Genomic DNA, 18,938 nt, shown 5'->3' with positions numbered 1-18,938 from the left:
GCGCTGGACAGGCCGGCCGCGATCTGGCCGGCCAGCAGCTGGATGAAGCCCGCGTAGTCGCTGTCGAGGATGCGGTGGGGGTTGATCGCGGCGACGAACATGGCGGCCGGCCGCTCCGATCCCGGTGCGGATACCGGCACGGCGAGGGCGAGGGTCGGCGCGCGCGCCCAAGCCCCGGCCGGCAGGCCCGCAACGTCCGAGAGATCCACCTCCACGGCCGCCTCGCCCGCCAGGATCCGCCCGGCGGGCCAGCGGGACAGGTCGGTCGCCATCGGATGGCCGTCCATGCCGCCGGTCGCGGCGACTAGCCGGGGACTGCCGTCGTCCCGCAACTCGAAGGTCATGGTGAAGGGCAGATCGCGGAGGTTGGCGCCCAGCCGCTGCTTGAGGGTCCGCAGCACCGCCGCCCGGGTATCCACCGCCGACAGGTCGGCCGCGAACTCGCGCAGGGTCGCCATCCGGCGTTCCGAGATCACCCGGTCGGTTTCCTCCGACACCGCGCAGAACAGGCCTTCCACCCGGCCGGTGTCGCCGATCAGCGGGCTGTAGGAGAAGGTGTGGTAGGTCTCCTCCGAAAAGCCACGGCGTTCCAGCAGCAGCAGCATGGCCTGGTTCCAGGTCGCCTCGCCGCGGTCGTAGACCTTGCGCATCAGCGGCCCGACGTCGTCCCAGATCTCGGACCACAGCTCCGCCGCCGGCATGGCCAGGGACCGCGGATGCTTGTCGGCCAGGGTCGGCCGATAGGCATCGTTGTAGAAAAAGGCGATGTCCGGGCCCCAGCCCAGCCACATCTCGAAGCGCGAGGTGAGCAACAGCCGCAGCGCGACCTTGAGCGCCTCCGGCCAGACGTCCGGCGGCCCGAGCGGCGTGGCCGCCCAGTCCTTCGCCCGCATCAGCCGGGCCATCTCCCCGTCGCCGACGAAGATGTCGGCGTAGGGCTCGTCAACGACGGCGGGCGTGGCCAGTCCCTCACCGTCTCTCATGCGATCGTTTCCACCGGCCCAACAACGCAAATTCGCGAAAGGCGTTCAGGTTCCACCGAGCCTGCTCGAACAATGGGACTAGTGGGCGGCCGCCAGGAGCGGCTGCGCCCGCAGGGTCCGCGGCACGACCGCCGAGACGATCACCGCGCCCACGAACGCGGCGATCAGGGTCACCACGATGGCCGCCCCGGTCGGCAGGTCCATCAGCGAGGAGACGATCAGCCCCAGCACATAGCCGGTGACCCCGACGCCATAGCCGACCCACAGCCGCAGCCTCGGCACGAACCGCCGCGCCGCCAGCGCCGGGACGATCAGGCTGGCGAACACCAGATAGACGCCGACCAGTTGCACCGACTGGGTCACCACAAGAGCGAACAGGACGTAGAAGCCCACCTGCCCCAGGCGGTCGCGGAATCCGAACCAGATCGCCAGGGCCACGGCGTAGAAGGCGGCGATCGGCAGCAGGCTGGGGATCGTCACCCACAGGATCTGGCCGACCAGCAGGTCCTTCAGGTGCTCGCCCCCATGCGGGTTGTTGGCCAGGAGCAGCAGCTCGACCGAGGCGGCGGCGACGAACAGCACCCCGATCAGCGCTTCCTGCACCTCGGGCCACTTCTTCTCGGTCCAGGTCAGCAGCAAGGCGCCGATCAGGGCCGCCCCACAGGCCGCTGCCTGCACCGTCCAGCCCTTGGGGTCCTGCCCCGACGCGCCGGCGATGGTCACCCCCAGCCCCGCCACCTGGGCGATCGACAGGTCGATGAACACGATGCCGCGACCCAGTACCTGCTGGCCCATCGGCACGTGGGTGGAGAGCACCAGCATTCCGGCCAGGAACGCCGGGATCAGGATGCTGAGCTCGATGGCGCCGGTGTTCATGCTATTTCAGGGCCTTCAGCATGCGGTTGATGGTGTCGTCGTAGAGCGAATGGAGGTCCTTGGCCTGGTCGGAACCGCCAATGGTGTAGGGCAGCATCACGGCCGGCACGCCGGCCCGGCCGCCGACGAATTCCGAGGGCCGTTCGTCCTCGTAGGCGGCGCGGATGATCATCTTCACCGGCTGCTTCTTCAGCACCTCCAGCACCTGGGCCAGGTAGCCGCTGGAGGGGGGCACGCCGGGCTTGGGCTCCAGCGCCACCACCCGGTGCAGGCCCAGCCAGTTCTCCAGATAGACCCAGCTGCGGTGCTGCACGGCGATGGAGACGCCCCGCAGCGGCGCGGCCTCGGTCTGCCATTTCTTCAGCGCCGCGGTCCAGTTGGTGGCGAAGGCGGCGTAGCGGGCGCGGTAGGTCGCCGCATTGGCGGGATCGAGCTCGGCGAACCGGTCGGCCAGCGCCTTGCCCACCGGCAGCATGTTGCGCGGGTCGGACTGGATGTGCGGGTTACCGCCGGCGTGGATGTCGCCCTGGCTGCGGTCCAGCGAGGCTGGCGTCTCCAGCAGCTTCACATAGTCCGTCGGCTGAAATACCCCACGCTGGCCCGGCGCGATCTTCTTGTTGGCCGACTGGCTGACGATCATCGGCAGCCAGCCGATCTCCAGCTCGGCGCCGGTGCAGACCGTCAGGTCCGCGGTCCGCGCCTTGGAGATCAGGCTGGGCCGCGCCTGGATCAGGTGCGGATCCTGCACGCCGGTGGTGGCGGCATAGATGCTGACCTTGTCGCCGCCGATCTCGTGGGCCAGCGCCGCCCACTCCGGCTCGCAGGCGAACACCTGCAGGGCCGCGGCGGCCGGGCTCGCGGCGCCCGTCGCCAGCAGCGCCGCGCCCAGGGCGCCCAGGATGGCCTTACGCATGGAACTCTCTCCTCAGTATCGGTGCGCGCCGTGCGGGCCGTAGACGACGGTGTACTGGAGCATCAGTTCGTCGTTGTCGCGCCGCTCGGCCATGTCGCGGGTGTACTGGACGCGGAAGCGCCCGAACTCGCTGGAGTCGTATTCCAGCAGGCCCGTGACCGCGCTGGGCGCATGACCAAAGCCGTCCAGCGCCGAGCCCGTCAGGGTGAGCGGCGCGCCGACATCGCCAAGCCGGGCATAACGCAGGCCCGCGCTCCAGCGCTGGGTGAACTGGTAGACCCCCTGGGCGTACCAGCCGTTCTCATTGCGTCGGGTAGGTACGGCGTTGAACGTCCCGTCCTGGCGGCCGAAGAAATACTCGCCGCTGAGCGTCAGGTTGCGCTGGGTCGGGTTGCCGCCCGGCGCCCATTTGTAGACCCCCGACAGGATGCCCAGGTCGGTATTTCCATCGAAGATATCGCCGCCGGTATCGCGCTTGCTGGCATCGGCGTGGATGTAGGACGCCACCGCCAACCAGCTGGAATCATCGTTGATGTCGGCGCCGGCGTGGACGAAGGCGGTCTCGGTCCCGGGCTTGTTGCGGTCGCCGTTGCCGGCCGGGAAGTGGTCGCCGCGATAGAGCTCGCCGCCGACCTCCAGGAAGAACGGCGTCGGCGCCAGCCAGCGCACCTGCACCCCGTCGTCGCCGTACTGCACGCCCAGCAGGGCGCGGTAGGGCAGCGGCATGTCGATGAACGACCAGTTGTGGGCGTGGCGCTCGTTCAGATAGCCGATCGCCGAAAAGAACCGCCCGGCCTTCAGGGTGAAGCCGGCCGGCAGGGTCGTGGTCTGGACATAGGCCTCCTCCACCGAGACCGTGTCGTCGCGGCCGAAGGTGGCGGTCAGGTTGGCGGCGAAATAGGGGTCGACGCTGGCGGCCAGGGTGACCTCCGACTCGCCCAGCGAGAAGCCGCGGCTGAACGGGCCGGCGTCGGCGCTCAGCGGGAAGCCGGCGATGCGTGCGCCGGCCGGGTCGTGCGAGGTCGCCACATAGTTGCCGTTCAGCACCACCGAAATGCCGGGGTTCATGGCGTTGGCCGAGCTGGTGTGGACCATCGGCTCCGGTGCCGCCTCGGCGATCACCACCTCGCCCTCGGCCGGCGGCGGCGCGTCTGCGGCGGCGGTCGCAACCGGGGCTGCGGCCGTCGCGGCGGCGGCCCGGTCCTCGGCCGCCTTCAGCCGGGTTTCGAGGTTGCCGATCTTGGCGTCGTACTCGCTGCGCAGCGCATTCAGCTGCTGCTGCAGGGTGGCCAGGTCGGCGGCGGGGGGCGTCTGCGGCGGGGCGGCCAGCGCCGGACGGCCTATCGAAAACAGCGCCGTCACGGCGACGATTGCAAGTCTCGCTCCAAGTCTCATCCGCGTCCCGCCAAGCCCAACTTCGGGTGCGTTATAATATATCGTAACGCAACGCCAAGCCCCCGTTTCGGCGCGGCCCGCGGCGGGCCTGGTCAGACCATGCTGCGCCCGGCCCGCACGCGCTCGGCCGGCGCCTGGAACATCACGCGGATCGCGGCGGCCTCGGTGCGGGTGACGATCAGCACGCCGTCGCCGGCCTCGATCTTCACGTGCTGCGGCGGGCGGGTCAGCACCTCGCCGCCCTTGCGGTCCAGCTGGATGATGAAGAAGCCGCCTTTCGCCCGGCGTTCCATCTCGCCGATCGTCTGGCCGATGGATCCGGCGTTCTCGGTGACGGTCACCACCTCCAGCAGCAGGCCCAGGTCGCGAAGGGTCTTGTCGAAGTCGCGCATCCGGTCCCAGCCGCGGATGAAGCGGGCGGTCTCCGGATAGAGGATCATCTCGGCCATCCGCTCGGCGCCGATGTGAGTGGGCAGCACCACCTTGTTGGCGCCGGCGTAGATCAGCTTGCTCTCCGTGGTCGGCATCTCGCCGCGGGCGATGATGTGCAGCGCCGGGTTCAGGCTGCGGGCGGTCAGCGTGATGAACACATTGGCCGCGTCGTCCGGCACCACAGTGGCCAACACGCGTGCCCGCTCGACGCCGGCCGCCTTCAGCGAGGTCTCGTCGGCCGCGTCGGCCTGCATCACCAGGTGTCCGTCCGCCCGGGCGTGAGCCACCCGGCCGTCGTCGCGCTCCAGGATCAGGACGTCGACGCCGCCGTCCTTCAGGTCCTTGGCCAGCATCACCCCGATCCGGCCGAAGCCGCAGATGATCACGTGGCCTTTCAGCCGGTCCACCTCGGAGGTCACGTTGTCCATGCCCAAGAGCTCCCTGATCTGCCCGACCGTGAACACCTGCACCATGACACCGGTGAACAGGATCATGGCGGTGCAGCCGAACACGATGGTGGCGATGGTAAGCGCGTGCAGGTACGGCGTATCGATCGGCCGCACCTCCTCGTAGCCCACCGAATAGAGGGTCAGCACCACCATGTAGACGGCGTCGGTCAGGCTCCAGCCGGCGGCGAGGTAGCCACTGACCGCCACCGCCATCATCGCCACCACCAGCAGCACGACCACCGCCAGATTGCGCAGCGGCGACGCCAGCAGGCCCTGGACGGTGCGATTCATGGCCGGGATTAGGTTGCGGCTCGCGCCTCCGGCGCAAGTCCCCCACGCCTGGAACCGCCCTTAGGCGGCCGGCGCCTCAAGTTTCACCAGCGGCGTCGAAACGGCTCGGTATGATGCAGGAGGGCGGCGCGGGCAGCGCCGGCGGGTCGGAGGGCGATGCAGATGCGCGGACTGGCGATAGGGCTCGTGCTGGCCCTGGCCGCGGGGGCGCCAGGACCCGGCCACGCCGCCATGCCGCCGGCCCACGCGCCGCTGGCCCTGGCCGACCCGGTCCACGACAAGATCCTCTACCTGTTCCGGCTGCTGGAGCGCAGCGCCCCCGCCCGCGCGGCGATCGTCGCCGACGCCCCGCTGGCCGCCCTGCGTTCGGCCTATGTCGCCCAGCTGGAGGGGGCGGACCGGACCTGCGCGATCGATCCGGCCTGCTATGCCGCCGCGGCGCGGCTGACCCCGGAGCAGGTCGCCGCGGCGGAACAGGGCCTGCGCCGGCTCTATGCCGCTTCCCCGGCCGTGCGGCGGGTGGTCGACGTGGACCTGGCCGCCAGCGGCATCGTCGCCCCGCCGGCGTCCGGCGACGGCGCGGACCTGCTGACCGCCGCCTGGCGCGAGCATGTGGCGGCGATGGCGCGGATCGTCGACACCTTCGCCGTCGGACTTCCCCCGGCCTTCCCGCTGATCGACGCCCCGGCCACCGACCCGAAGACCCCGGCCTACGCCCAGCGCCTGCGCCTGCTGAACGCCGTGGTCCTGGAGACCCAGACCCAGGCGCAGCCGTTCTTCGCGGCGCCGGCGGCCTATGCGGTCCTGCTGCTGCAAGCCGAGGGCCGCGACGAGGCCGCCCGCTACGAGCCCCTGGAGGCCGGCGAGAACGCCGCCGCGCGCCAGCGGTTCTCTCGGACCGCCTGGGCCCGCTATCCCTACAGCGCCATCCTGGTCCCCGGCGCGGGGCCCGACCGCGAGGGCGAGCGGCTGACGGCCACCGGCAAGCTGCGGCTGGAGCTGGCCGTCGCCCGCTACCGGGCCGGCAAGGCGGCTTTCATCGTGGTCAGCGGCGGCGACGTCCATCCGGCCCGCACGCCCTTCAACGAAGCCCTGGAGATGAAGCGCTACCTGGTCGAGGTGCTGAGGATCCCGCCCGCCGCGATCCTGGTCGACCCCCACGCGCGGCACACCACCACCAACCTGCGCAACACCGTCCGGCTGCTCTATCGCGACGGCGCGCCGATCGCGAAGAAGGTGCTGATCGTCAGCGATGAGAGCCAGAGCGCCTACATCGCCCAGCCCGCCTTCGACGAGCGCAACCGCCGGGAAACCGGCGTCGTGCCCTACAGCGCCAAAACCCAGCTCGGCCGCTTCGAGGTGGAGATCCAGCCCAGCCTCGACGCCCTGCAACTCGGCCCCAGCGACCCTCTGGATCCGTAAGGAGGGCAGCAAATTTGAACCCTATTCAACGCTCTCCGCTCATCCCGGCGAATGCCGGGACCCAGATGGCTGGCGCAGACTTCTCCTCTACGCTCTCCGAGCTGGCCCAATCCGTCGCCGAGCTACGAGATTTCGGTCCCGGCATTCGCCGGGATGAGCGGTATCGGTTGCCCCCTACCCGGCCACCATCGCCAGCCACTCGTTCTCGGTCATCACCTGGATGCCCAGGTCGGTCGCGGTCTTCAGCTTCGACCCGGCGCCCGGGCCAGCCACCACCAGGTCGGTCTTCTTCGACACCGAGCCGGAGACCTTGGCGCCGAGGCCCTCGGCCTGGGCCTTGGCCTCGTCGCGGGTCATCTTTTCCAGCGCGCCGGTGAAGACGATGGTCTTGCCCGCCACGGCGGTGTCGGTCTTGGGGCGTTCGGCGGCGGCGACCTTGAGCTGCGCCGACAGATCGTCGACTAGGTTGAGGTTGTGCGCCTCGCCGAAGAACTCGGCGATCATCCGCGCCGCGACCACGCCCACCGCATCCACGCCGGCGAGTTCCAGGAAGGCCTCCCCCGGGGTTTCGGCGGCGGCCTGGCGGGCGGCGGTCTCGAGGCTCGCCCAGTCGACGAAGCGCTGGACCAGCGCGGCGCGGGCCTTGGCGTTCAGCTTCGGGATCGCCAGGTGCAGGTGCGCATCCAGCGCGATGTCGGGCGGGATCAACAGCGCCTGCCTGGCGCGCGCGAAGTGCAGCACCGCCTGCACCGCCGTCGGGCCCAGACCGTCGAGGTCGGAGAGCTCGGCGTACATCGGCCCGGCCATCTGGGCGGCGGCGGCCTTGGCAGTGGTCACGAAGGCCGCGGCGGTCTCGAAATGCCGCGCCAGCGCCAGCGAGGTGGTCTCGCCCACATGGCGGATGCCCAGGCCGTAGATGAAGCGGTCCAGCGCGATGTCGCGACGCGCCTCGATGCTCTCGATCAGGTTGGCGACACTGGTCTCGCCGAAGCGGTCCAGGGCCAGCATCGCCTCGCGCCGTTCGTGCAGGCGGAAGATGTCGGCGGGGTTGGTCACCCAGCCCTGCTCGTGGAACAGGGTCAGCTGCTTCTCGCCCAGCCCCTCGATGTCGAAGGCCCGGCGCGACACGAAGTGCCGCAGGTGCGCCAGCCGCTGGAACGGGCAGGCGAACTCGCCGGTGCAGCGGCGCACCACCGTCTCCGCCCCCGCCGCCGTGGTCTCCCGCGCCAGCGGCGTCGCCAGCGGGCAGGGACAGTGGGTGGGAAACTCGAACGGCTCTGGCCCGCGCGGCTCGTCCTCCACCACGCTGACGATCTGCGGGATCACGTCGCCGGCCCGCTGCAGGATCACCGTGTCGCCGACCCGCAGGCCCTTGCGCGCGATCTCGTCGGCGTTGTGCAGGGTGGCGTTCTCGACCACCACGCCGCCCACCGTCACCGGCCGCAGCCGCGCCACCGGGGTGATCGCACCGGTCCGCCCCACCTGGATGTCGATGGCCTCCAGGATGGTGCGCGCCTGCTGGGCGGGGAACTTGCGCGCGATCGCCCAGCGCGGCGTGCGGGTGACGAACCCCAGCCGCTGCTGCCAGTCCAGGCGGTCGACCTTGTAGACCACGCCATCGATGTCGTAGCCGAGCCTGGGCCGCACCGCCTCCATGCGGGCGTAGGCCGCCACCAGGCCGTCAGCGTTCTCCACCCGCGCACTTTCGGGCGTCGTCTGGAAGCCCCAGGCCTTGAGCCTGCCCAGCGCGTCCCACTGGGTGTCGGCGAACGGCGCCGAATGCGAGCCCCAGGCATAGGCGAAGAACCGCAGCGGCCGCGCCGCGGTGATCTTCGGGTCGATCTGGCGCAGCGATCCGGCCGCCGCATTGCGCGGGTTGGCATAGGTTTTCTGCCCCACCTCGGTGGCCGCCGCGTTCAGCGCGATGAACCCGTCGTGGCCCAGATAGACCTCGCCGCGGATCTCGATCTCGTCCGGCCAGCCCGCGCCGCGCAGCCGCCGGGGGATATCGCCGATGGTGCGCACGTTCTGGGTGACGTCCTCGCCCACCCGCCCGTCGCCCCGCGTCGCAGCCTGGACCAGCAGCCCGTGCTCGTAGCGGATCGAGCACGACAGCCCGTCGATCTTCGGCTCGGCGGTGTAGCTCACCGTCTCGTCCGCCGGGAGCCGCAGGAACCGCCGAATCCGCGCATCGAACTCCACCGCCTCCTCGTCGGCGAAGGCGTTGTCCAGGCTGAGCATCGGCACGCCATGCTCGACCGGCGAGAACTGTTCGGCCCGCGCCGCCCCGACCCTGAGCGACGGCGAGTTCTCCCGCACCAGCTGCGGAAACCGCGCCTCGATCTCCAGGTTGCGCCGCTTCAGCGCGTCATAGTCCCCGTCGGAAATCGTCGGGGCGTCCCGCTGGTGATAGCGGATGTCGTGCGCGGCGATCTCGTCGGCGAGCGCGGTGAGTTCCTCCAGCGCCTCGGCCTCGGTGAGGGTATCGACGGGTTTCACGTTTCCCTCCCCCTTATGGGGAGGGACCGGCCGTGAAGCGGCCCGGGTGGGGAAGTCAGGAGCAAGCTCCGACTCCGCATTCCGGCCCACAGTTCCCCATCCTGGCGGCTGCGCCGCCTGTCCCTCCCCATGAAGGGGATGGAAAAGCGCAAGCTAGGCATCCATCAGCGCCCTCGCCGCCGCGCGGGCCGCGTCGGTGATCTCGGCGCCGGCCAGCATGCGGGCAATCTCCTCCTCGCGGTCGGCCGAGGACAGCGTCTCGACGGCGGTGCGGACGCGCTCGCCCTCGCCAGCCTTGACGATCCGCCAGTGGGCCTCGGCGCGGGCGGCGACCTGCGGGCTGTGGGTGACCACCAGCACCTGGGCGGCCAGGGCGAGGCGTTTGAGGCGCAGGCCCACCGCGTCGGCCACCGCGCCGCCGACCCCCTGGTCGACCTCGTCGAAGATCATCAGCGGCTGCACGCCCCGCTGGCGCTCGGCCAGCGCCGCCTTCAAGGCCAAGGCGAACCGCGCCAGCTCGCCGCCCGAGGCGATGGCGCCCAGGTCGCCGAACGGCGCGCCGGGGTTGGTGGCGATCTCGAAGGCCACGCGGTCCAGGCCGGCCGGCCCGGCACGATCCTCGGCCAGCGGTTCGACGGCCACTCGGAAACGCGCCTTGTCCAGCTTCAGCGGCGCGAGCTCGGCCGTCACCGCCCGCGCCAGCCGCGCGCCCGCCACGCCGCGCGCCGTGCTCAGCCGGCCGGCGGCGCCGAGATAGGCCACGCGCGCCGCCGCCTCGGCGCCGGTCGCCGCTGTCAGCGCCGCCTCGGACGACTCCACCGCCCGCAGCCGCTCGGCGAAGCGGGCCCGCAGGATCGGCAGTTCCTCCACCGCCACGTTCAGCTTGCGGGCCAGGCCGCGCAGGTCGAACAGCCGCTCCTCCGCCTTCTCCAGCCGGTCGGGCTCGAAGTCGAACGCCTGGGCGGCGGCGTCGACGGCGGCCTCGGCCTCGCCGGCCTCCACCAGCACCCGGTCCAGCGCCTCGCCGGCCGCGACCAGGCGGGTGATGGCGGTCCCCTGCGCGGTCGCCCCGGCGGTGACCGCCCGCTCACGCGCCCGCTCCAGCGCCCGGATCGCGCCCGCCACGCGGGGCCCGAGGCCCTGGAACGCCTCGCGCGCCGCGGCGATGTCGGCCAGCGCCTTCTCCGACGCCCCCAGCAGGGCGCGTTCCTCGGCCAGCTGCGTCTCCTCGCCGGCCTTCGGGTCCAGCCGGTCGAGCTCGGAGAGGCGGAAGGTCAGTTCCTCGGTCTCCGCCGCGGAGCGGGCGACCTCGGCGCGCAGGGCCTCGATCCGCTCGCGCGCCTCGCGCCAGCCGTGCCAGGTCGCGGTCGTCTGCGCCACCAGCGCCTCCAGCACGCCGTACGCATCCAGCATCGGCCGATGGGTGCGCGCGTCCAGCAAGCCCACGGTCTCGTGCTGGCCGTGCACCTCCAGCAGCGCCTCGCCCAGCGCCTTCAGCACCCCCACGCCGGTCGCCTGGTCGTTGACGAAGGCGCGGCTGCGGCCGTCGGCGCTCAGCATGCGGCGCAGGACCAGGTCCTCGTCGCGGGCATAGGCCAGGCCCTTCGCCTCCAGGATGTCCCAGACCCGGTGCTCGGGCGGCGGCGCGAAGGCCGCGCTGGCCACCGCCTGGGCCGCGCCGCGCCGCACCAGGCCCGCGTCGCCCCGCGCGCCGGTGGCCAGGCCCAGGGCGTCCAGGATGATCGACTTGCCCGCCCCGGTCTCGCCGGTAAGCGCGGTCAGGCCCGGCCCGATGGACAGGTCCAGGGCCTCGATCAGCACCACGTCACGGATCTGCAGGCCGATCAGCATCTCGGGGAAGATCGTACGGAATCGCCGCGGTTAGAAGGGGTCGGACAGGTTTTGTTCCCCAACGCCTGTTTCGCCGGCCCTACTTCATGAACGGGATGTGGAAGAACTTCTTCTTCGCCTTGGCGGGAGCCGGCGCTGCGGCATCCGTGGTGGGCGTCGCGGTCGGCGTCGCGTCGGCGACCTCGGCCGGCTTGGCGGCCAGGGCGGCGGCGGCGGTCGTCGGCGGCTTCACCGTCTTCTGCTTGTCGCGGGTGAACGGCAGATGCATGAACCCGCGCTTGCCGTCGTCCTTGGGCTCGATCGCCGGCCGCAGCCCCTTCGAGGTCAGCAGCTTGTAGGCGCTGCCGTACCAGGGATCGCCGGGATAGTTGTAGCCCAGCACCGCGCCGTTGCGCTTGGCCTCGTCGAGCAGGCCGACGGTCAGGTAGGCCTCGACCAGCCGGTACAGCGCCTCGGGCGTGTGGCTGGTGGTCTGGTAGCGGTCGATAACGGTCTTGAAGCGCCCGGCCGCCGCCAGGGTGTCGCCCTCGCGCAGGTAGTAGCGGCCGATGGTCATTTCCTTGCCGGCCAGCTGGTCGTTGACCATGTCGATCTTCAGCCGCGCGTCGTGGGCGTATTCGGACGCCGGATAGCGCTGGACCACGTCGCGCAGGCTGTCGAGCGCCTGGCCGGTGGCCGCCTGGTCGCGGTTCACGTCGACGATCTGTTCGAAGTAGCAGATAGACTTGATGTAGTGGGCGTAGGCCGCGGTCTGGTTGCCGGGATACAGCTGGATGAACCGGTCGGCGTCGGCGATCGCCTCGTTGTAGTCGTTGGATTCGTAGTGGGCGTAGGCCTGCATCAGGATCGAGCGGCGCGACCATTCCGAATAGGGGTGCTGGCGCTCCACTTCCTGGAAGTAGTCGACCGCCTGGTTCCACTGGCGGCGATCCAGCCGGTCTGCGCCGGTGGCGTAGAGCAGCTCGACCGGCCGCTCCTCATAGGCCAGCCGCGGCTTCTTGGGCTTGTTGCTGGCGCAGGCGGACAGGGCGAGCGCGCAGGCGGTGGCGATCAGGACCACCCGGCTGGATTTGCGTAGCGAAGACACCATCACCTCAGAACCGACGCGCGCCCCCACGCGAGAGAGTCGCTTCTACACTACGACTTGTGGCGCGCAAACGGCGGGCGTCGCCTGTCCTGGCGGGAACTGGGGAGGTGGATCGTCGCGGTTCGCGACGCCGTCACAGGGTCTGGCGCATGCCGTCCACCTGTTGCTCCTGCGTGGCCTTGGGCTTTTCGAGCCCGAGCTGGTCGCTGACCATCTCCGAGAGCGACGGCAGGCTGGCGCGATCCACCCTATGGCTGTCGCCCCAAAGGTCGGCCCGCATCAACGCCTTGGGACAGTGCAGATAGGCCTCCCGCACCGCGATCCGCAGCAGGGTCCTGGGGACCTTGCCGAACTCGGCGAAATCCTGGGCGAGGGCGTCGTCCACCAGCAGGACCGCGCGGCCGTGGACCCGATAGATGTCGTCGACGCCGGGGATCATGAACATCAGCCCGACTTCGCCGGTCCCGTCGGCGACGTTGCGCAGGCTGTCGAGGCGGTTGTTGCCCGGCCGGTCCGGCAGCAGCAGGCTTCGCCCGTCCTCCGCCACATGGATAAAGCCCGGACCGCCGCCGCGCGGCGAGACATCGACGCTGCCGTCCGCCCCCGTCGTGGCGACGGCCGCGAAGGGCGAGAGCCCGATGAAGCGCCGGCCATGCTTGTCCACATGGTCGAGCGCCTTGGCCACCACGAACGGATGGGGCGCCTTGTAGATCTGGTCCAGCTGGGCCGCCGCATCGTCAGGCATGGGAGCCTCCCTACCGACATCAGGGCATGATTGCGACGGCTCGCAAGTGCCCTCCTGCCCCTTCCCCTCCCGCGCCTGGGTGGGAGCGGAAGCGCTCAGACCGCCTGGCGCAGGTCCTCGACCAGGGTGCGCACGCGCCAGGCGTCGGGCTGGGCGCGCAATGCGCGGACCAGGGCGTTGTTCAGGCTGTGACCGGCGCAGACGCCTTCGAAGCGGCCCAGCAGCGGGCCGCCCAGGGTGTAGAGGTCGCCGATGGCGTCCAGGGCCTTGTGGCGCACGAACTCGTCCGGCCGGCGCAGGCCTTCGGGGTTCAGCACCCGGTCGCCGTCCACCACCACGCAATTGTCCATCGAGCCGCCCCGGGCGAGCCCGATCGCGCGCAGCGCCTCGACCTCGCGCAGGAAGCCGAAGGTGCGGCAGTCGGCCAGCTCCTCGCGGAACGCGCGCTCGTCCATCTCCAGGTCCACCGACTGGCGGCCGATGGCGGCGCTCTCGAAGACGATCTCGAAGGCCACTTCGAAGCCGTCGGCCGGGATCACCGTGGCGCGCTTGTCGCCCTCGACCACCTCGACGGTGTCCAGGATCTCGATATAGGCCCGGGCCGCCTGCTGCGGGCGCAGGCCGGCGCGGTCCAGGATGCGGATGAAAGGCGCCGCGGAGCCGTCCATGATCGGCATTTCCGGGCCGTCGACCTCGACGACGGCGTTGTCCACGCCCAGCATGGCGAAGGCGGCCATCAGGTGCTCGATGGTGGCGACGGTGACCCCGGCCGCATTGCCGATCACCGTGCCCAGCTGGGTCTTGCAGACGCTCTCGCCGTCGGCCGGCACGACATTGTCGCGGTCGGTCACGTCGGTGCGGACGAAGAGGATGCCGGAATTGCTCGCCGCGGGGCGGACCGAGACCCGCGTATAGGCCCCGGTATGGACGCCCACGCCCGCGAACAGCGCGGGCGAGCGGACGGTGTGTTGGAACGCCGGTGCGGCCAAGGTGGACCTTCCTGCAACGATACGCGGTGCGATGACCGACCCTTGCCCCCAAACGTGCTGCTAAGCCGATTGATGCAGCGCAACAAAGCACTTCGTGTTTCGCAATGTTTCGCTTCAGATTTGGTTAACCACGGGCGGTTTCCGTCCCCTTGTCGCCGCATTGCAGGGCAAGACATCCCGTCAGCGCGTGCGCCGTTCCGACCCCCGATGTCGCACCGCACGGCTTGTCCGGGCGATGACGAAGCTTGGCGTTCAGGCCGCGGGATACATCTGCGTGCCGACCAGATTCCGCGCCCGGTCGAGGATCCGCACCTGCACGGCGCGGCCCAGTTTCGCCAGGCAGGCGGCCAGCCGCTTGGCCTGGGCCTCGGCCCGCGCGCCCGAGCGGAAGACGATCGGCTCCAGGCCCGAGCACAGGACCGCCCAGCCATCGGCCAGCGGCGAGACCCAGATGATGCGATGGCCACTCATGGAAATCCTCCCGGCGTGGGATCCGGGAGGACTCTAGCAAGCCGGCCCCTGAAACAGGGTGACGATTTCGCGACGTTTTCTAGAGCCTTTCTGGTTCAAGTGGACTCACTTGAACCAGATAAAAAGGCTCTGACTCTTTGATTAGAGCGCGTCGGGCGGCGAAACCGGGATCCACGTTCGCCTGACGCGCTCTAGTTGGCCAGGCGGCGGAGGAAGGAGGGAATCTCCAGGTCCTCATGGTGGTCGGTGTTCTCGACCGGAGCGATGGCTTCCAGCGACTGGGCGCCGCCGCGGCTGGGGGCCGCCGACGGACGCGGGGCCGAGGCCTGCATCCCCGGACTCTGCGCCGGACCCGGGCCAGGGCCCTGGTCGTAGCGCGGACGGTTGCCGAAGATGCTCAGGAAGCCGCCGCGCGGACGGCGCGGCTCATAGGCCGGCTCGGCGAACAGCGGCTCGTCGGACGCATCCCCCGGCCCGGCCGCGGCCGGGTCGACGATGCGGGTGACGGGCTGGACGACGGCCGGCGTCGCGACGGGGGCGGCGGCCCGGGGGGCGCCGAAGATGTCGGGCTGTTCTTCTTCCTGCGCCAGGACCGATTCGGCCGCCAGCGCGGGTTCCAGCACCGGGGCGGCCACGAACTCAGGCTCGCGCGGCGTCACCGTGGCGCGCAGCGGTTCGGCCATCAGCGAGCGGCGCTCGATCTTGGGCTCGATGGCGGCGATCGAGGCGCCGTCCATGCCGGTGGCGACGACCGACACTCGGATCATCCCGTCCAGCGACGGGTCGAAGGCCGCGCCGAAGATGATGTTGGCTTCCGGGTCGACCTGTTCGGAGATGGCGTTGGCCGCCTCGTCGACTTCCAGCAGGGTCATGTCGAGGCCGCCGGTGACGTTGACCAGCACCGCCTTGGCGCCCTTCAGCGAGATCTCGTCCAGCAGCGGGTTCTGGATGGCGTTCTGGGCGGCCATCAGGGCGCGGTCTTCACCCGTCGCCTCGCCGGTGCCCATCATCGCCTTGCCCATCTCGGTCATCACCGTGCGGACATCGGCGAAGTCGAGGTTGATCAGGCCCGGCAGCACCATCAGGTCGGTGATCGAGCGGACGCCCGAATGCAGCACCTGGTCGGCCATCCCGAAGGCCTCGGCGAAGGTGGTCTTCTCGTTGGCCACCCGGAACAGGTTCTGGTTGGGGATGACGATCAGGGTGTCGACGTAGCGCTGCAGCTCGGCGATCCCGGCGTCGGCCAGGCGCATGCGATGGCGGCCTTCGAAGTGGAAGGGCTTCGTCACCACGCCCACCGTCAGGATGCCGCGCTCACGGGCGCACTTGGCGATGATCGGGGCGGCGCCGGTGCCGGTGCCGCCGCCCATGCCGGCGGTGATGAACACCATGTGCGCCCCGTCCAGATGCTCGCCGATCTCCGGGATGCTTTCCTCGGCCGCGCTCATGCCGACCTCGGGGTGGGCGCCGGCGCCGAGGCCCTGCGTCACCTGCACACCCAGCTGGATGCGGCGCTCGGTCTTGGCGAACTGCAGTTGCTGCGCGTCGGTGTTGCCGACCACGAACTCGACGCCTTCCAGGCCCGCGTCGATCATGTTGTTGACCGCGTTGCCGCCCGCGCCGCCGATGCCGAACACGACAATGCGAGGCTTGAGTTCCGTGGCGCGCGGCGCGGAGAGCGAGATGGTCATGGACGTCTTGTCCTTCCCCAGAATGCGGTTCAGCGCCAGGCCACCCCCGGCCCAAAACGCACATGGTAACGAAGCGTTAAGTACGCGCCGACACCGTTAATCGGAGGTTAATCGCATACGCTGAGTCGGAACGGCGTCGAGCTTAACCACAGGGGAATTTCGCGGCTTTCTCCGAGAGCAACGCCGCGAATCAACAGTAACGCCGCGACAGCATGACTCAGGTCACCGCCGCCAGCGCGAACAGGGGGCCGGCCTTGAAGTCGGCGGCGGCGCGGGCGCGCAGGGCCGCGGCAGCCTTCGGCGGCCAGCCGACGACCACCGTCAACCATACCCACGACCAGCTGAACCGCGACGCCGCGATCGCAGCCGCCTCAGGCTACGACGGCTCGGGAAGCCTGACCTCGGACGGGACGCGGACCTTCAGCTACGCTGCGGAGAACCGGCTGCGCGCGGTCACCGGTGGACTGGCCAGCGTCAGCCTGGACTACGCCCCCTGGGGCCGGCTTGCGAAGACGGCCACCGGTGGGACGGTCACCTATTTCCGCCATGACGGCCCGGCCCTGGCCGCCGAGACCAACGGCGCGGGCGCGGTGTTGCGCTCCTACCTGGCCGACCTTGGGACCGACCAGTATGTGATGTGGTTCGAGGGTAGCGGCGCAGACACCCAGCCCCGGTGGTTCGAGCAGGACCGGCAGGGGTCGGTGGTGTCGACGTCCGACGCCGCGGGGACGGTCACCCCCTAAACCTACGGCCCCTACGGCGAGCCGCAGTCCTGGGCGGGCTCACGCTTCCGCTACACCGGCCAGATCGCCATCCCCGAGGCCCAGCTCTACCACGACCGCGCGCGGGCCTATGATCCGGTGATGGGGCGGTTCCTGCAGACCGACCCGATTGGGTATGGGGATGGACCCAATATCTACGCCTACGTCCATGGGGATCCGGTCAACGGGAGTGATCCGAGCGGGCAGATGGGCATCGACTTCGATGAGATATTTCACGAACTCGTCGGCGCTTTTACTGGCGTTTTTGGTAGTCACAGCCAAGGCCATGGCAACGGTGGAACGGCAACTATAAATGAAGGAGCGACAAATAGGGCGATTGGAGCGGGAGGAGGCACGGTCACTTACGTGCCTCCGAAAGCAATTGATCCAGGATGCACTTCTGGATGCTCTCAGGGCGTTGTTGTTACTGCTCTTCCAGGATATCGGGTTAGCGACCTCGCCGATTATTACTCGTGGCAAGCCGCAACGAATATTTCTGCCAACCAGACGCGTTGGATGTTGGCGCCCGTAGCTGCTCCGGCTGCCGCGGTTGCAGGAATTGGGCTGGCCGGGATCGTGCTCGGAGACGCGGCGATTGCAATTCCGGAAGGCTCGTCGCTATTTTGGACCGGAGCTGGCGCGCGGGCGGCGGCACAAAAAGCAGCGACGACCGCGGGCGCGGAGATTCTGGATGTCGCGACAGCCGGACTAAGTGAGGCGGATGCGGCCGCGGCGATCGACGCGGCGTCCCTAAATTTCGCGCAAAGCGCGAAGGGCGTAGTTTACGTGTTTCAAGGACCTGCGATCTCATTGACGTCGACGTGGGCTAGGATTGAGTATCCCGCGCTGATGGCCAACCCCAATGTAACATCGATTGTAATACGAGCGGTCGGATGGTGAAGTACTCGTACCCAAAACCCAACTTAATTGTTTCGGACCGCGGATATGAAATAGAAAGGGGAGACTACACCCTTCGATATTCTGATGACACCCGAACATTTGAAATGGATTTTGAGTTTATCAATCCGCCTGAGGGTATCGGGATCGTTGTTTACAAAGACACAATAGTTCTCGCGGGTTCCCGAGCGGCGCTAGTGCCTCCCGAACGGCGGCAGGAAATCATCGCCAATATCCGTGAAGCCTTCGGCTCGAAGGGCGTCAGTGTCGATGTCCTATGAGGGTTCCGGGGACATCGCGTAATTGTGGAGTGAACCCCCAGACAGAGACACGGAAATAGGGGACGGTTCTTCGATCTAGGAGAACGGATGTCCCAGGAGAAACGACGAAGCTTCAGCCGCGAGTTCAAGCTGGCGGTGATCGAGCGGCTGGAGGCGGGCGAGAGCGGCAGCGCCCTGGCGCTGGAGGTGGGGGTCAAGCGCACGATCATCTACCGGTGGAGAGACGCATGGCGGGTGGGCGGAGCGTTGGCGCTGCGCTCGCAACGCGGTCGACCAGCCGAAGCTGGACAATTACGGACCAATTACGGTGACAGTGCACTAATTGACGCCGTGGCCGCAGAGTGCGAGCCTCCGGCCATGGCGCGCATGGCTCGCACGGTGTTCGAAGGCGTTCCCCACCACGTCACCCAGCGCGGCAACGGCCGGGCGCGGACGTTCTTTGGCGACGACGACTACCAGCTCTATCGCGACCTGCTGGCCGAGAACGCGGCCAAGACCGGCGTCGAGGTCTGGGCCTGGGTGCTGATGCCCAACCACGTCCACCTGATCCTGGTCCCGTCCGACCCCGACGGTCTGCGACGATGCCTGGCGCCGGTGCATCGCCGCTATGCCGGCGTCATCCATGCGCGGGAGCGGCGCAGCGGCCACTTCTGGCAGGGCCGCTTCGGCTGCGTGGCCATGGACGAGGCCCACCTGGGCGCGGCCCTGCGCTATGTGGCCCTGAATCCAGTTCGCGCCCGGCTGGTCGAGCGGGCGGCGGACTGGCGCTGGTCCAGCCTGCACGCCTGCCTGAACCCGGCGCGCGGCGATGGCCTGACGCGGACCGGGCCGGTGCTGTCGCGCTATCCCGACTTCGCCGCCATGGTCGCCGCGGGCGAGGACGAGGCCTTGTCGCTGCGCCTGCG

Annotated in this window: 15 protein-coding genes and 3 pseudogenes; 6 read left to right on the top strand and 12 right to left on the bottom strand. The window is 69.6% G+C overall.

Translation table 11 applies throughout. The features are described from left to right. From Q0R13_RS12805 to Q0R13_RS12785, 5 genes and pseudogenes are all read right to left on the bottom strand, one after another. Positions 1-983 (bottom strand): annotated as a pseudogene (locus Q0R13_RS12805) (hypothetical protein); the annotation flags it as partial. A 78-nt stretch (positions 984-1,061) separates the two neighbouring features. Then, positions 1,062-1,859, bottom strand: a complete 798-nt coding sequence (locus Q0R13_RS12800) for a metal ABC transporter permease (RefSeq protein ID WP_293904474.1) — start codon at positions 1,857-1,859, stop codon at positions 1,062-1,064. Between the two features lies 1 nt (position 1,860). Then, positions 1,861-2,772 carry a zinc ABC transporter substrate-binding protein gene (locus Q0R13_RS12795; RefSeq protein ID WP_293904472.1) on the bottom strand — a complete coding sequence of 304 codons (912 nt, stop codon included), beginning with the start codon at positions 2,770-2,772 and terminating at the stop codon, positions 1,861-1,863. A 12-nt stretch (positions 2,773-2,784) separates the two neighbouring features. Beyond that, positions 2,785-4,167, bottom strand: coding sequence for a hypothetical protein (locus Q0R13_RS12790; protein ID WP_293904471.1), 1,383 nt, complete (start codon positions 4,165-4,167; stop codon positions 2,785-2,787). A gap of 92 nt (positions 4,168-4,259) precedes the next feature. After that, positions 4,260-5,339 (bottom strand): TrkA family potassium uptake protein, encoded by a 1,080-nt coding sequence (locus Q0R13_RS12785; protein ID WP_293904469.1) that lies wholly within the window; start codon positions 5,337-5,339, stop codon positions 4,260-4,262. A gap of 162 nt (positions 5,340-5,501) precedes the next feature. Here Q0R13_RS12785 and Q0R13_RS12780 point away from each other — a divergent pair, with 162 nt between their 5' ends. Continuing rightward, entirely contained in the window at positions 5,502-6,761 is a 1,260-nt protein-coding gene (locus tag Q0R13_RS12780; RefSeq protein WP_293904467.1) for a YdcF family protein, read from the top strand. 174 nt (positions 6,762-6,935) lie between these two features. Here the strand turns inward: Q0R13_RS12780 and ligA are convergent, their stop codons facing one another. From ligA to ftsZ, 7 genes are all read right to left on the bottom strand, one after another. Beyond that, on the bottom strand, positions 6,936-9,260 hold the full coding sequence (ligA, locus tag Q0R13_RS12775; RefSeq protein WP_293904465.1) for an NAD-dependent DNA ligase LigA: 2,325 nt from the start codon (positions 9,258-9,260) through the stop codon (positions 6,936-6,938). A 153-nt stretch (positions 9,261-9,413) separates the two neighbouring features. Beyond that, the gene (recN, locus tag Q0R13_RS12770; RefSeq protein WP_293904463.1) at positions 9,414-11,111 is read right to left on the bottom strand and encodes a DNA repair protein RecN; all 1,698 of its coding nucleotides are present in this window, start codon (positions 11,109-11,111) and stop codon (positions 9,414-9,416) included. A 79-nt stretch (positions 11,112-11,190) separates the two neighbouring features. Continuing rightward, positions 11,191-12,201 carry an outer membrane protein assembly factor BamD gene (locus tag Q0R13_RS12765; RefSeq protein WP_293904461.1) on the bottom strand — a complete coding sequence of 337 codons (1,011 nt, stop codon included), beginning with the start codon at positions 12,199-12,201 and terminating at the stop codon, positions 11,191-11,193. 130 nt (positions 12,202-12,331) lie between these two features. Beyond that, entirely contained in the window at positions 12,332-12,943 is a 612-nt protein-coding gene (locus Q0R13_RS12760) for an MSMEG_1061 family FMN-dependent PPOX-type flavoprotein (RefSeq protein ID WP_293904459.1), read from the bottom strand. Between the two features lie 95 nt (positions 12,944-13,038). Further along, positions 13,039-13,932 (bottom strand): UDP-3-O-acyl-N-acetylglucosamine deacetylase, encoded by an 894-nt coding sequence (lpxC, locus tag Q0R13_RS12755; RefSeq protein ID WP_293904457.1) that lies wholly within the window; start codon positions 13,930-13,932, stop codon positions 13,039-13,041. A gap of 252 nt (positions 13,933-14,184) precedes the next feature. Beyond that, positions 14,185-14,403 carry a hypothetical protein gene (locus tag Q0R13_RS12750; RefSeq protein WP_293904455.1) on the bottom strand — a complete coding sequence of 73 codons (219 nt, stop codon included), beginning with the start codon at positions 14,401-14,403 and terminating at the stop codon, positions 14,185-14,187. Positions 14,404-14,594: 191 nt separating this feature from the next. Then, positions 14,595-16,094, bottom strand: coding sequence for a cell division protein FtsZ (gene ftsZ / locus Q0R13_RS12745; protein ID WP_293904453.1), 1,500 nt, complete (start codon positions 16,092-16,094; stop codon positions 14,595-14,597). 254 nt (positions 16,095-16,348) lie between these two features. Here ftsZ and Q0R13_RS12740 point away from each other — a divergent pair, with 254 nt between their 5' ends. The 5 genes and pseudogenes from Q0R13_RS12740 to Q0R13_RS12720 form a co-directional block, all read left to right on the top strand. Next, positions 16,349-16,837: a hypothetical protein gene (locus tag Q0R13_RS12740; protein WP_293904451.1), complete on the top strand. Its 489-nt coding sequence runs from the start codon at positions 16,349-16,351 to the stop codon at positions 16,835-16,837. A 15-nt stretch (positions 16,838-16,852) separates the two neighbouring features. Beyond that, positions 16,853-17,755, top strand: a pseudogene (locus Q0R13_RS12735) (RHS repeat-associated core domain-containing protein); the annotation flags it as partial. Next, positions 17,749-18,033 (top strand): hypothetical protein, encoded by a 285-nt coding sequence (locus Q0R13_RS12730; protein WP_293904449.1) that lies wholly within the window; start codon positions 17,749-17,751, stop codon positions 18,031-18,033. The pseudogene Q0R13_RS12735 and the gene Q0R13_RS12730, both read left to right, overlap by 7 nt. Positions 18,034-18,120: 87 nt before the next feature. After that, positions 18,121-18,252, top strand: a pseudogene (locus tag Q0R13_RS12725) (transposase); the annotation flags it as partial. A gap of 138 nt (positions 18,253-18,390) precedes the next feature. Then, positions 18,391-18,938 (top strand): transposase (locus tag Q0R13_RS12720; protein ID WP_293904476.1); only part of this gene is annotated, 548 nt, incomplete at its 3' end.

The sequence above is a fragment of the Phenylobacterium sp. genome (genome assembly GCF_025351295.1).
In the GTDB taxonomy this organism is placed as follows: Bacteria; Pseudomonadota; Alphaproteobacteria; order Caulobacterales; family Caulobacteraceae; genus Phenylobacterium.
The sequence above is the reverse complement of the archived record's forward strand: the minus strand, read 5'-3'. Positions and strand labels throughout refer to the sequence as shown.

Excerpts from the sequence above, each read along its gene's own strand:
- Q0R13_RS12765 (WP_293904461.1), bottom strand. The coding sequence starts at position 12,201 with ATGGTGTCTTCGCTACGCAAATCCAGCCGGGTGGTCCTGATCGCCACC.
- Q0R13_RS12785 (WP_293904469.1), bottom strand. The coding sequence starts at position 5,339 with ATGAATCGCACCGTCCAGGGCCTGCTGGCGTCGCCGCTGCGCAATCTG.
- recN (WP_293904463.1), bottom strand. The coding sequence starts at position 11,111 with ATGCTGATCGGCCTGCAGATCCGTGACGTGGTGCTGATCGAGGCCCTG.
- Q0R13_RS12730 (WP_293904449.1), top strand. The coding sequence starts at position 17,749 with ATGGTGAAGTACTCGTACCCAAAACCCAACTTAATTGTTTCGGACCGC.
- Q0R13_RS12780 (WP_293904467.1), top strand. The coding sequence starts at position 5,502 with ATGCGCGGACTGGCGATAGGGCTCGTGCTGGCCCTGGCCGCGGGGGCG.
- Q0R13_RS12760 (WP_293904459.1), bottom strand. The coding sequence starts at position 12,943 with ATGCCTGACGATGCGGCGGCCCAGCTGGACCAGATCTACAAGGCGCCC.
- Q0R13_RS12795 (WP_293904472.1), bottom strand. The coding sequence starts at position 2,772 with ATGCGTAAGGCCATCCTGGGCGCCCTGGGCGCGGCGCTGCTGGCGACG.
- Q0R13_RS12790 (WP_293904471.1), bottom strand. The coding sequence starts at position 4,167 with ATGAGACTTGGAGCGAGACTTGCAATCGTCGCCGTGACGGCGCTGTTT.
- ftsZ (WP_293904453.1), bottom strand. The coding sequence starts at position 16,094 with ATGACCATCTCGCTCTCCGCGCCGCGCGCCACGGAACTCAAGCCTCGC.
- Q0R13_RS12800 (WP_293904474.1), bottom strand. The coding sequence starts at position 1,859 with ATGAACACCGGCGCCATCGAGCTCAGCATCCTGATCCCGGCGTTCCTG.
- Q0R13_RS12750 (WP_293904455.1), bottom strand. The coding sequence starts at position 14,403 with ATGAGTGGCCATCGCATCATCTGGGTCTCGCCGCTGGCCGATGGCTGG.